This is a genomic window from Kribbella shirazensis (genome assembly GCF_011761605.1).
In the GTDB taxonomy this organism is placed as follows: Bacteria; Actinomycetota; Actinomycetes; order Propionibacteriales; family Kribbellaceae; genus Kribbella; species Kribbella shirazensis.
The window spans coordinates 2,133,416-2,145,345 of record NZ_JAASRO010000001.1 but is presented as its reverse complement, the minus strand read 5'-3'; the positions used below and the strand labels follow the sequence as shown (position 1 = coordinate 2,145,345).

Genomic DNA, 11,930 nt, shown 5'->3' with positions numbered 1-11,930 from the left:
GAAGTGGAGTGGTGCAACGATCTACCAGCCGAAGCGGCGCAACTGTGCGAGGCTGGTGCAACGATGCACCGCATGCTAGGAACGGTTTTCGCAGCACGTCAAGAGGTCGGCGCCCACGAACTCGGACTGGACTTTCACCAAGACCTGATGCATCGTTGCACTGCGACACGGCAACGCGACGGGGTGACAGAATGCGCGGGTGGGCGGTGAATTGAGAACTGGTGAGGTGACGATCCAGCAGGTCGCGACCGAGGCAGGCGTCTCGCCGAGCACGGTGTCGAACCTGCTCAACGGGCGCAACCACCGGATGCTCCCGGAGACCCGGCAACGGATCGAGCGCGCGATCGACAAGCTCGGCTACCGGCCGAACCGCGCCGCCCGGCAACTGCGCACGGGCCGCACCACCACGATCGGACTCGTCGTCCCGTCGGTCGGCAACCCGTTCTGGGGCGCGCTCGCGCGGCATCTCGAGTCCGCGGCGCTGGCCGAGGGGTACCACGTCCTGCTCTGCAACTCCGAGCGCGATCCCCGCCGCGAGCGCGACTACATCGACGAGTTGTGGGCCGACGGCGTGCACGGCGTCGTACTGTGCTCGTCGCTGCCGTCTCTCGAGCACGTGATGCCGCTGGTCGAGCGCGGGCTGCAGCTCGTCGCGTTCGACCGTACGTCGCAGGCGGGCGATCCGGCGTCGCTGGTGAGCATCAGCGTGGACAACGCGATCGGCAGCCAGCTCGCCACGCAGCATCTCATCGACCTCGGGCACCGCCGGCTGGCGTTCGTGTCCGGAGCGCTGGCGAGCGTGAACCGCAAGGAGCGGTACCGCGGGTTCACCGGAGCCCTCGAACAGGCGGGGATCGATCCGGCGACGTCGGTGCGGGCGCCGGTCAAGGGCGACGCGGACGACTTCGGTGACGTCGAGGCCTCCGAGCTCGGACGGGCCGCCGCCGCCGAGTTGCTGGCGCTGGAGGAGCCACCGACGGGGATCGTCGCGATCAACGACATGTGCGCACTCGGTGTGTGCCGCGGTCTGCGCGACGGTGGGCTCGAGGTGGGCAAGGACGTGTCGGTGGTCGGCTTCGACGACATCGTGCTCGCGGATCTGTACGCGCCGACGCTGACCACCGTCCGGCAACCGATGCAGGAAATGGCTGCTGCCGCGTTTTCCCAGCTCCGGTCCCGGCTGGACGACTCGGGGCCGAAGCAGGGGCAGTCGCTGCTGTTCCGGCCGGAGCTGATCGTCCGTGAGTCCACGGTGGCGCCGTCGTAGGGTAGGCACCGTGCAGCGGATCTCGTCGCGGAACGCCCGGTTCCAGGTGTGGCAGGCGTCATTGACCAATCGCACCAAGCGGCAGCGGTCGGGCGAGTTCCTGGTCCAGGGCGTGCGGCCGATTTCGGTTGCCGTGGACAACGGTTGGCCGGTGCGCACGCTCATCACCGATGCGTCGCGGCCCTTGTCGCGGTGGGCTTCCGAGTTGCTGCAGCGGCTCCCCGGCGTCGAGCGGGTCGCGATGGCGCCGGAGTTGCTGGCCGAGCTCGGTGAGAAGGAAGACCCCGAGCTCATCGCCGTACTGGAACTGCCGGCCGACAACCTCGACCGGATCGCTGTCGGGCCGGACTTCCTCGGTGTGGTGTTCGACCGGCCGACCGGGCCCGGGAACATCGGCTCGATCATCCGGTCCGCCGACGCGTTCGGCGCCGACGGCGTGATCGTGACCGGGCACGCAGCCGACGTCTACGATCCGAAATCGGTGCGCGCGACGACGGGATCGCTGTTCGCGGTTCCCGCCGTCCGCGCGCCCTCGCATCGCGAGGTCCTCGGCTGGGTACGACGGTCCTCGACGCCGATCGTTGTGGTCGGCACCGATGAACACGGGTCGACCGCTGTCTACGACTTCGACTTCACGCAGCCCGTTCTGCTGCTGATCGGCAATGAGACCGCGGGCCTGAGTACGGCGTGGAAGGAAGCGGCCGATCACCTGGTCCGGATCCCGATCACCGGGTCCGCCAGCTCGCTCAACGCCGCCAACGCCGCGACCGCGGTCCTCTACGAGATCTCCCGCCAGCGGTCACGCCCGGCACAGTAGTTCGCCGTGCAGGACGGAAATGCAGGCGTCCGGTGTGGTCGTCCAGGTCCGCCACGCCTGCGAGATCGCTTCGAGTTTCTGCTCTGGTACGCCGGCGGCACGTGCCTGATCCGCGAGCGCTGACTCGAGGATGCGGTCCGCCCACATGCCGCCCCAGAATTCACGGTCCTCCGGGCTTGTGAACGCCCAGGTGGACGTGGTCGCGTCGACGTTCTCGAAACCGGCCGCGAGCGCCCACGACAGCAGGCGGCGGCCCGCGTCCGGTTCACCGCTGTTGGCGCGTGCCATCCGCTGGTACAAGTCCATCCACTCGTCCAGCTCGGGAAGCTCCGGGTACCAGACGAATCCGTGGTAGTCCGAGTCGCGGACGGCAACGATTCCGCCGGGCTTGCAGACGCGGCGCATCTCCCGCAGCGCCTGCACCGGATCCGCGACGTGCTGCAGAACCTGATGGGCATGGACGACGTCGTACGTGTCGTCCGGAAGGTCCAGCGCATGGACGTCACCGACGACGAACTGCACGTCGACATCGTGTTCCTCAAACGCTTTCCGGGTGATGTCGAGTGCCGGCTCGTTCGCCTCGAGGGCGGTCGTCCGCCCGGGCTCGATCAGACGGGCGAGGTCGGCGGTGATCGTTCCGGGACCGGCGCCGACGTCGAGCAACGACATCCCGGGACGCAGGTGCGGAAGCAGGTACCCGGCCGAGTTCTCCGCGGTCCGCCACCGGTGCGACCGCAGGACCGATTCGTGATGGCCGTGCGTGTACACGTTGTTCATCCCAGGCTCCTTTGCCCTCGCCGACGTACCTCCACGCTAGAACAGAATCTTGCTAAATGAGACATATTGTCTCGCCATGCAAGACATCGCAGTTGGTCTTACATCGCATTTACACCGCGCGCGGACAGTCACCGCTAAGGTACGGCGGGTGCAGGCGAAACCGATGCTGGTCGTGGTGAGTGGTCCGCCGGGGACCGGGAAGACGACGCTGGCGCACCGCATCGCGGCCGCGATCGGCTGCCCGGCGATCTGCCGGGACGAGATCAAGGAAGGCATGGCGCACGCGACCCCGGGGTTCGTGCCAGGGCCTGGCGACCCGCTGACGATGCGGACGCTGTCGACGTTCTTCGACGTGATCGGACTGCTGGTCGGCCGCGGTACGACGGTGGTCGCGGAGGCGGCGTTCCAGGACCGGCTGTGGAACCCCGGACTGAGCCCGCTGCTCGCTCGCGCCGACCTCCGGATCGTGCACTGCACCGTGCCGGCCGAGGTCGCGCTCGCGCGGATCACCGCCCGGACGACCACCGATCCGCGCCGGGCCGCGCACGAGGACACACAGATCAGTGCGGATGCCCGGCTACGGACCCACAACGCCTTCCAACCGGTCGATCTGCCGGTCCCCTCGCTGGTCGTGGACACCAGCGGCGAGCCTGACCTGGACGAGATCCTGCGGTTTCTGTCGCGGGAGTGAGGTACGTCTCGACAGACACCCCTAGAGCTAAGGGTGTCAAGCGGCTTGGGTTGTGGCGCGGTGTGACCAGGCGGTTTGGGGGTTGTAGAGGGTGTGGGTTTTGAGGCAGCCGTGGAGGATGCCGACGAGCCGGTTGCCGATCTGGCGTAGCGCGGCGTGGTGGCCGAGGCCGCGGCCGCGGAGTTGGTCGTAGTAGGCGCGGACATCGGCGTCGTGCAGGGTGGCGGCGCTGGCCCACAGGTCGATGGCGTTGACGAGCCGGTTGTTGTGGATGAACCGGGCGTGGACGGTTTTCAGTTTGCCGGATTGGCGGGTGATGGGTGCGGTGCCGGCGTAGTTCTTGCGGGCTTTGGCGTCGGCGTAGCGGCCGGGGGCGTCGCCGAACTCTGCGAGCACCCGGGCGCCGAGGATCGGTCCGAGGCCGGGCTGGCTGCGGTAGATCTCAACGTCCGGGTGCCGGCCAAAAGAGGCCTCGACCCCTTCCTGCAGGGCAGGGATCTGGGTGTTCAGGGTCTGCAGGATCGCGACCGTGGAGCCGACCGTGGCCGCGTAGGCGGCGGTGATGATCTCGGGCTGGCCGAGATGCTCGGTGCGCAGCGCGGCCTGCACCGCCGCGGCCCGTTCGGCCAGGTCGCCTCGCCGCCCGGCGGTCTTCAACGCCGCGGTGATCTGGACGATCGTCAGTTTCGCCGCCGCTGCCGGGGTGGGGGCCTTGGCCAGTAACGCCAGCACGTCGGCACCGGTCAGCGTCAACGTCCCTTGCTGGTAGGCAACCAGCGCGGACGGGAAGTACTCCCGCAGCGCGGCCCGCAGCCGCAGCAGGTGCCGGGTCCGCTCCTGGATCAGCGACTGATGCGCCCGGGCGAGCACCTTGACCCCGTCGGCCAGCTCGGAATCGGCCGTGACCGGCCGCAGTTGATGCCTACGGGTCCGGACCAGGTCGGCCAGCGTCCGGGCATCGGTCTTGTCGTCCTTCGCACCCGACAACGACAAACTCTCACGGTGCCGGGCAGCAAGTTTCGGGTTCACCGCGAACACCACATACCCCGCCGCCAGCAACGCGGCCACCCACGGCCCGCGATCGGTCTCGATCCCGATCACCACCTCCTCCGGACCGGCATCATCGCCCAGGAACTCCGCCACCAACTCGTGGAACCGAACCATCCCGGCAATGCCCTCGTCCACCCGCCCACGGGCCAGGACCCGGCCCTGGTCGTCCTCGACCTGCAGGTCGTGATGCCCTTCGGCCCAGTCGTCACCCACAAACAACACAACAACTCTCCCATCGCCTCCCGACCAATCCCGGCAGCCCGCGAGAGACCTTGAGCGCCCTAATGGATCAGTGCTCACACCAACCAACCAGCAGCGGTGGGCACGACACCCCATCAGCCCTACAATCTCCCGCACCACCAGCGAGGGCACGCTCTGTCGTCAGGACTCAAACAGTCCAGGAGGTATGAGTGCTCACCCGCCAGCGGCTACCAGCCACCGAGTCTGCCAGCGACCGACCCGGTAACACCCATTAGGAGGTGTACCCGCCGACGGCGATTCGGGACGAGACTGCGAGCGGGGTGCATGCCGGCGTTGGCGGACACCTCCTGTCGAGATGCTCGAGGAGTCGGGATGCTGGAGCGGTTTGCGGGTTTGACGACGGCACATGTCGCGGATGCGTGTGTGCGCGCCGGCGTTCCGGTGCGTACGGTCTCGGTGACGGCGGTGGTCGCCGGGAGCCGGGTGGCGGGGCGGGTGTTGCCGGCGCAGCATGTGGGCAGTGTGGACGTTTTCCTGGAGGCGTTCGAGTCCGCGGCCGAGGGCGACGTACTGGTGGTGGACAACGGTGGCCGGCGGGACGAGGCGTGTGTCGGAGACCTGGCCGCGTTGGAGGCGGCGGCTGCCGGCGTGGCGGGGATCGTGATCTGGGGCTTGCACCGGGACACGGCCGAGATCAACGCGATCGGGCTGCCGGTGTTCAGCCTCGGCGCGTTGCCGACGGGTCCGTTGCGGCTCGACCCGCAGCCGGCCGATGCGTTGTCCACGGCAACGATCGGCGAGTGGACGGTGACCCGCGACGACGTCGTCCTCGCGGACCAGGACGGCGCGATCTTCGTACCGGCGGATCGTGTGGACGAGCTTTTCGTGCTGGCGGAAACGATCCGCGACACCGAGCACCGGCAGGCCGGCGAGATCCGCGCTGGACGATCGTTGCGTCAACAGGTGAGTTTCGCGGAGTACCTGTCGAAGCGGGCGAACGACCCGTCACTGACCTTCCGGCAGCATCTCCGGGCCGTCCGCGGCGCGATCGAGGAGTGACATCGGCCAGGTCCGCTGCGGAACACGTTTTCTTCAGCTGGTCGCGGCGCGGACGGCGGGAACGACTTCCTGGGACCAGCGCGCGAGCTGGACGTCGAACGGCTCGTTGCCGCGGGGGAACAGCGTGAAGCCGGTGGCGTCGTGGTTCAGGATGGCGTCGGTCAGTTCCTCGATCCATTGGGACGGCGAGCCGCCGATCCAGCGGCCGTCCTCGTCGCGGGTACGGCGCAGCGGGGTCGCGGTGATCGCGCCCGGAAAGTTGTAGATGGTGCCGACGTCCGACGGTTTCCGTCCGACCGCGAGCGCGGCTTCGTCGATAATCGGGCGGGACCAGCGGTACCGGTCACTCAGCCAGTCGGCGGCGTGGCCTGGGATCCAGCCGTCGGCGTGCCGGCCGGTCGCGGCCAGCGATTTCGGGCCGTTCGAGCCGGTCCAGATCGGCGGCGCGGGGACGGCGGCTGGGCGGAGCGCGCCGATCGGGTAGTGCTTCGTCGGCGCCGGCGTACCGCCGTCGGACATCGAGTGCACGAGCTGCATCGCCTCCTCGAACGCCGCGACCGCCTCGGCCGGACGCAGTTCCGGCACGCCCATCGTGGTGATCCGGTCCCAGGCGCCGCCGGCACCGAGGCCGAGCACGAACCGCCCGCCGGACAGGGCCGACAGCGAGGTCGCCGTCCGGGCGAGGACCGGCGCGGGACGCAGTGGCAGGTTCGTCACGTTGACGAACGCCGACAAGCGCTCGGTGCGGCCGAGCAGGAACGAGATCGCGGCGTACCCGTCGAGCATGTCCGGGACGTACGGATGGTCCGCGAGGCTGACGTGGTCGAGACCGTCCCGGTCCGCCCGTTGCGCGAGCCGCACGATCGCGGCGACGTCGCGGACCGAGTCCGGCGACCCGTAGCCGAACTGCACGTTCATAGCCACTCCTTCAGGTAGTTCGCTGTCCTAACTAGTTGTAGCACGAATGCTTAGAACTACAAACTATTAGTCCAGCGGACTACTATGGGAGACATGACGACGACGGCTGCCCGGGACACCGACCTCGCGAGCGCGCTGGTGCAGACCATGCACCGCCTGCAGGACGTGCACGCCGAGACGAGCCGGCCGCTCGGCCTCACCCCGCAGCAGGCGCACCTGCTCTGCGTGCTGATCGGCGGCCCGCTCGGCATGACCGAGCTGAGCCGGATGCTGAGCATCGAGCGGTCCAGCCTGACCAGCATGGTCGACCGGCTGGAACGCCGCTCCCTCGTCGCCCGGATCCCCACGCCCGGCGACCGCCGCGCCTGCCGCATCGAGCTGACCGGCGCCGGCCTGGACCTGGCGCACGAGGCTCACAACGCCGTCGTCAACCGCATCGAGTCCATGACCGCGGACCTGTCCGCCGGCTCGCGGTCGACCCTGCTCACCGCACTACAGGCGATCCTCGACAAGAGCTAGGGAGACGCGCCCTAACGCCGGCCGCCGAACTCCCAGGGGTGTACTTCGGCGTTCTCCGACTGGATCAGTGCGGCCGCGGCTTCCGCGGACGGGGCCTCCAGCAGGGCCGCCCGCCCGCTGTGCGAGCCGTCGGTGAGCAGGTCGCCGTACAGGATCAGGTGGTCCGAGGTGAGTGGGCGCGCGGCGTCCTTGGTGAGAACTAGGTAGCGGCCGTACGTGTCGACCGGGGTCGCGAACTCCCACATCGTGCGACCGAGATGACTCTCGAAGCGGTACACCTCGACGGTCTCGAACGCGCCGCCGAGGTAGTACGGCTCGTCGTACACGAAGGTGTGGAGCGCCTCCTCGGACGGGAGGTCGACGACGTGCAGGCTGCCGGTGGACGCTTCACGGTCGTCGGTAAGGGTCGGGCCACGCGCGATCAGCCCGTCGGCATACCGATCCATGAAGGCCCAGTGCTCCTCGGTCAGCTGGGCCTTCACGTCACCTCCGCCCGCACGGTCGCGGCCGTAGACGAAGTACAACGTCACGACAGATGCAGCCGCAGGATGGTGTCGTAGTCGACGATCTCGACGCCGGCGGCCGGGGTGAGGGTTTGCTGGGAGGGAACGATCAGCAGCTGCCGCGGGTCGGTGACGTCGACGTCGTACTTCGACCTGACCTCGGCACGGTTGTCCGCGGACTTGAGGTACTCCGCGTACTGCGCGAGCTCGGCGGCGCTGTCCTGCACCGGCGTACGGAAGACGCGGCGGCGCTTCTTGCCGTTGACCGTATCGACGAGCGGCAGCTCGAGGCGGCCGACGATGTGGCTGCCGTCCGCGCGTTCGAGGATGAAGTCCGGGTGCAGGTCGCCGAGCGCGGGCCGGCGGACCAGCTTCGTCGCGTCGAACGCGGACAGCAGGATGCTCTCGTGCTTGTCCAGGAACTCGTCGACTCCTCCGTCCTGCAGACCGTGCGCGAGGTACGTGCTCTCGAACGCGTCCGCCTTCAGCACGGACGGGTCGACCGGCAGGCTGAGAGTGCCGATCGGGTCGAGGTGCGGGCGGGCGTTGGAGTAGGTGCTCAGGAATTCGAGGTACTTGTCGGCCGGCTCCGAGCGGTGGATCGCCACCGCGAAGAACACCCAGTGCGCCCGCAGCGAGTCGCCCGCGGTGTGTACGAGCAGGGCGCGGTCGAACGTCGCGTAGTTGCCCGGCGCGAACTCCAGCAGCTCCTCGCCCGGGCCGACGAACTCCTCGCCGATCAGGTTCGCCGAGCGCGGGAACCGCTCGTTCAGCGCCTGCCGGCCGGCCGTGGTCGCGATCGTCGCGTCCTTGAACAGGTTCTCCCCCGGCAGCGTCATCACCGCGCTGCCCTGGCCGAGTCCGAAGTACTCCTCGACACTGGCTGCCTTCTGGCGACGTACTTCGAGGGTCCGGTACTCACGGCTCAGCCCGACGAGCTCGAGGATGTTCCAGTCCGGCGTCTCGGTCAGCACCATCATCCGCGGGAACAGCATCGGGCCCGGCAGCTCGGTCCGGTGACTCACCGGCAGATGCCCAGCCACCCCCTTGAGGTGCTCCCCCCAGAACTGACCGTTCACCTTCACGAACTCGGTGGGTTTCATCGTTCTCCTCGCTCAGACACTCCGACCCAACCTTCAACCGCCGCCTGACCAGACCCTATTCCCCGTCATCGCAGGGCGATCAGCGAGTCCCGGCTGCGGACCAGGAGGAGGTTCCCGGCGGCGTCGACGCCCCGGCGGCAGTCGATGGGCCGAGCGAGTTCGACGTACTCGACGGCGGCGGCGGTCACCTTCGCGATCCGGCAAACGTTGTTCTCCGGGTGCGGCACGAAGATCCGGCCGTCCGTCGTCACGACGTACCGAAGTCCCGACGGCGTACTCACCTGCGCGGTCGAGACGGTCGCGCCGGTGGCTGCGTCGAGGAACCGCACGACGGTCTGCGTGGATCGCAGTGCCTCGCTCGGGCAACTGAGCAGTACCACGCGGTCGGCGGTGCGCTCCATCCGGAGCGGACAGGTCCACTCCCGCGGAATCTCGGAACGCCACCGTACGTCGCCGGAACGCGGATCGACTGCGATCACCTGCCCGGGTTTTCCGTCGCCGTCGTCGTGGCCGACGACCAGGTCGCCGACCGCCATCAGATCGCCGAGCGAGCCGTCGCGGATCCAGCGCTGCTTACCGTTCTTCAGGTCGAGTCCGACGAGCTGGTCGGGGGTGTCGCCGCAGCTGCGGCCGAGGTCTACGACGGCCATGCTCGGAGTGGCGGTCGCGCTCATGCTGGTACAGCGGCCCGGCTCGTACGTCCAGCGGTTGGAACCGTCGACGTTCGTGCCGTACAGCTTGTCGGACCCCTTGCTGACCGTCTTTCCGGTGACCAGCGGGTCGGCGTGCTCGATGTCGTTGTCGCGAGTGCGGTCGGGCCAGCCCGCAGTACGTTTCCCGGTGGCGGCGTCGAGGACGATCGGCGCGCGGTCGTCGTACCTCAGGAGCAGTTGGTGGCCGCCGTCGAGCGCCTTCAGATTCGGCTCGTCATCGGTGTCGGCGCGGAGGTAGCGCCAGCGGGTCTTGCCGGTCGCCGGGTCGATCATCTCCACGGTGCCGCGGCCGGCTGCGGTCGCGATTCCGTGCGCGGTCGCCTCGGTCTCGGCGCGATAGAGCCTGCTCGGCCTGGTCCAGAGCGTGGCGCCGTCCACCACCGAGCTCACGGCCGGACCGGCCGGTTGATGCTGGTCGTCGAGGAGCTCGTTCGCTGCGAGCAGGTAGTTGCGCTGGATCGGATAGATGACGAGTACGGTCGCGAGAACCACCACGACGACGGCGCCGGTGCCCGCGAGCATCTGGCCGCGGTTCACGGGGATGCCGGAGCTGAAGCGTGTGGCGAAGAACGCCGCGATGCTCGCCAGGACGAGCAGAACCGCGGTGATGACCAGCAGCGGAACACGTTGTCCGACACCCGCGACACCGTTTTCCGGCGGGATGTGGAACAGGATGACCACCAGGCTGACGAGGCCGATCGCGACCGGGCCCGCGGTCACAGTGCGCGCCTTCCGATCGGTACGGCGTACGGCCCACCAGAGGACCGCGACCGCCGCCGCGGCCAGCGCTGCCATGAGGATCGCCTGCCACTTCGGGTCGCTCTTGAGCGCTGGGAGTCGCCACGGCAGCCCGATCGACACGGCAGCTGCCGCGAACGCCACCAAGGCGGTCGGCACCGCGAGCATCGCGAGCCCGGCGCGCTGCCAACCACGCCAGATCGACGGCGTCAGCTGCTCCAGCAGGCCCAGCTCGGCCTCAAGGTTCGCACGGGCCGCTGCCTCGTACCGCTCGTGAGCGAGGTCGGTGCGATAGATCCGCTCCGACGCCAGCATCGCCCGGATCTCCTCCTGCCGCACCTTGGCATCGAACCGGCTGTCCCGCCGGACCTCGGACGCGAACGTCGAGTACCGCGGCCCCGCCACCACGGCCCCGACCGCATCCAGCAACACATCCCCATTACCCCCCGCCGCCTCTTCGGGCCGCGTGCCGGGCGTTGTCGGTGGCGGATCGCCGCCGGTGAGCCGGACCAGCCGAGCGACCTCCGCGGTCCGGACCGGATTCACGCCGTACCTCGGCAGCAGCTCCTCCGCCAGCTGCGCCGACGCCTCGGCATCCTCCCGCGCCGTGTTCCGCTTCGCGTGCTCGGCCCGATGGAACCAAGCGGCCAGTCGCACCGCGACCGGATCCGTACACAGCTGCTCCAGCGACTCCAGAGCGCCGAGCACGTCGATCAGATATCGCTCCCGGTACGCGACCCGCCACTTCTCGCCGTACCGCCGTACCAAGTCGTCCCCGAGCGCCTCCGCGTCCGGGACCACATCGCTCCACAACTCCCGAAGTCCAGCCACCCACCGATCCTGGCAGACCCCCGGTCCTCGACGCCCGCACGACGCCCGGCCACAACGAAACAGCCCCCGATCCGCGTTTCCGCAGATCAGGGGCTGGTTTGGTGCTCGTGGCGGGTGCAAGGTTCGCTCCTGCGTAGGCTGACACAGGCCAGAGCGAGCAGGTGCGCCGACCGGAGGCAGAGATTCGGCGCCTGCGGGAGGATGGCGTACTGAACGCGGTCGGCGCGTCCTGAAGGTCCTCCAACCGACTTCGGCTGCGACGCCAGACGCCGCCTCCGGTCAGCCGATGAAGGACTCGGGGCCGAAGCGGCCCCATGCCACGAAGGCGGCCAGGGCGAGATAGACCAGGGTTCCCACAACTGCCTTGGCCTCGTGACGGCGGAGGTGCGTCAACATCGCGCCGACCATGAGCAACACCACACCGATGGCAGCCACCGGCACCAGCACCGGCGCGATGTCGGTCACGGCGGGCAGGACAAGGCCCATCGCCCCGAGGACTTCGATGGCCCCGAGGCTCTTGAGGAACCCGGCGCTGACGTCCGCGGTCCATCCCGCGTTGTGCATGGTGGCCATCTTCTGCTGGGGCACGATCAGCTTGCCGACGCCGCCGATGAGGAGGACAGCTGCCAGCAGTCCGGCGCAGATCCACAGGGCGAGGTTCATGAGTTTTCTCCGTGAGGGGTTGTAGGCCAAGCCGGTCTTGAAACCGGAGTGGCGATCGGGTGCCCGGCCCAGGCACCGCT

At 68.8% G+C, this 11,930-nt stretch carries 12 protein-coding genes; 5 read left to right on the top strand and 7 right to left on the bottom strand.

Translation table 11 applies throughout. The annotated features are described in order from the left end of the window. The first annotated feature begins 199 nt into the window (after positions 1–199). The gene (locus tag BJY22_RS10525) at positions 200–1,267 is read left to right on the top strand and encodes a LacI family DNA-binding transcriptional regulator (RefSeq protein WP_337758488.1); all 1,068 of its coding nucleotides are present in this window, start codon (positions 200–202) and stop codon (positions 1,265–1,267) included. 10 nt (positions 1,268–1,277) lie between these two features. Beyond that, positions 1,278–2,084 carry a TrmH family RNA methyltransferase gene (locus BJY22_RS10520; RefSeq protein ID WP_167205703.1) on the top strand — a complete coding sequence of 269 codons (807 nt, stop codon included), beginning with the start codon at positions 1,278–1,280 and terminating at the stop codon, positions 2,082–2,084. On the opposite strand, the gene BJY22_RS10515 is transcribed toward BJY22_RS10520, so the two are convergent. After that, positions 2,067–2,861, bottom strand: a complete 795-nt coding sequence (locus BJY22_RS10515) for a class I SAM-dependent methyltransferase (RefSeq protein WP_167205701.1) — start codon at positions 2,859–2,861, stop codon at positions 2,067–2,069. The genes BJY22_RS10520 and BJY22_RS10515 overlap by 18 nt on opposite strands. Positions 2,862–3,009: 148 nt before the next feature. Between BJY22_RS10515 and BJY22_RS10510 the strand changes: the two genes are divergently transcribed. After that, positions 3,010–3,552, top strand: a complete 543-nt coding sequence (locus tag BJY22_RS10510) for a P-loop nucleotide/nucleoside kinase family protein (protein ID WP_337758487.1) — start codon at positions 3,010–3,012, stop codon at positions 3,550–3,552. A gap of 36 nt (positions 3,553–3,588) precedes the next feature. Here BJY22_RS10510 and BJY22_RS10505 read toward each other — a convergent pair whose 3' ends face one another. Next, positions 3,589–4,824 (bottom strand): IS110 family RNA-guided transposase, encoded by a 1,236-nt coding sequence (locus BJY22_RS10505; RefSeq protein WP_167203593.1) that lies wholly within the window; start codon positions 4,822–4,824, stop codon positions 3,589–3,591. A gap of 351 nt (positions 4,825–5,175) precedes the next feature. Between BJY22_RS10505 and BJY22_RS10500 the strand changes: the two genes are divergently transcribed. Next, the gene (locus BJY22_RS10500) at positions 5,176–5,862 is read left to right on the top strand and encodes an RraA family protein (RefSeq protein WP_167205699.1); all 687 of its coding nucleotides are present in this window, start codon (positions 5,176–5,178) and stop codon (positions 5,860–5,862) included. Between the two features lie 33 nt (positions 5,863–5,895). On the opposite strand, the gene BJY22_RS10495 is transcribed toward BJY22_RS10500, so the two are convergent. After that, complete coding sequence (locus BJY22_RS10495) at positions 5,896–6,780, bottom strand: LLM class flavin-dependent oxidoreductase (RefSeq protein WP_167205697.1); 885 nt, start codon at positions 6,778–6,780, stop codon at positions 5,896–5,898. Positions 6,781–6,873: 93 nt separating this feature from the next. Between BJY22_RS10495 and BJY22_RS10490 the strand changes: the two genes are divergently transcribed. Continuing rightward, the gene (locus BJY22_RS10490; RefSeq protein ID WP_167205695.1) at positions 6,874–7,299 is read left to right on the top strand and encodes a MarR family winged helix-turn-helix transcriptional regulator; all 426 of its coding nucleotides are present in this window, start codon (positions 6,874–6,876) and stop codon (positions 7,297–7,299) included. Positions 7,300–7,310: 11 nt separating this feature from the next. Here BJY22_RS10490 and BJY22_RS10485 read toward each other — a convergent pair whose 3' ends face one another. From BJY22_RS10485 to BJY22_RS10470, 4 genes are all read right to left on the bottom strand, one after another. Continuing rightward, positions 7,311–7,829 (bottom strand): YciI family protein, encoded by a 519-nt coding sequence (locus BJY22_RS10485; protein ID WP_202891062.1) that lies wholly within the window; start codon positions 7,827–7,829, stop codon positions 7,311–7,313. Further along, on the bottom strand, positions 7,826–8,905 hold the full coding sequence (locus BJY22_RS10480) for a hypothetical protein (protein WP_167205694.1): 1,080 nt from the start codon (positions 8,903–8,905) through the stop codon (positions 7,826–7,828). The genes BJY22_RS10485 and BJY22_RS10480 overlap by 4 nt, the downstream gene beginning before the upstream one ends. A gap of 65 nt (positions 8,906–8,970) precedes the next feature. Beyond that, positions 8,971–11,187, bottom strand: a complete 2,217-nt coding sequence (locus tag BJY22_RS42890; protein ID WP_167205692.1) for an outer membrane protein assembly factor BamB family protein — start codon at positions 11,185–11,187, stop codon at positions 8,971–8,973. A 279-nt stretch (positions 11,188–11,466) separates the two neighbouring features. Next, entirely contained in the window at positions 11,467–11,850 is a 384-nt protein-coding gene (locus tag BJY22_RS10470) for a DoxX family protein (protein ID WP_167205690.1), read from the bottom strand. Positions 11,851–11,930: the final 80 nt, after the last annotated feature.

Excerpts from the sequence above, each read along its gene's own strand:
- BJY22_RS10515 (WP_167205701.1), bottom strand. The coding sequence starts at position 2,861 with ATGAACAACGTGTACACGCACGGCCATCACGAATCGGTCCTGCGGTCG.
- BJY22_RS10490 (WP_167205695.1), top strand. The coding sequence starts at position 6,874 with ATGACGACGACGGCTGCCCGGGACACCGACCTCGCGAGCGCGCTGGTG.
- BJY22_RS10495 (WP_167205697.1), bottom strand. The coding sequence starts at position 6,780 with ATGAACGTGCAGTTCGGCTACGGGTCGCCGGACTCGGTCCGCGACGTC.
- BJY22_RS10500 (WP_167205699.1), top strand. The coding sequence starts at position 5,176 with ATGCTGGAGCGGTTTGCGGGTTTGACGACGGCACATGTCGCGGATGCG.
- BJY22_RS10470 (WP_167205690.1), bottom strand. The coding sequence starts at position 11,850 with ATGAACCTCGCCCTGTGGATCTGCGCCGGACTGCTGGCAGCTGTCCTC.
- BJY22_RS10480 (WP_167205694.1), bottom strand. The coding sequence starts at position 8,905 with ATGAAACCCACCGAGTTCGTGAAGGTGAACGGTCAGTTCTGGGGGGAG.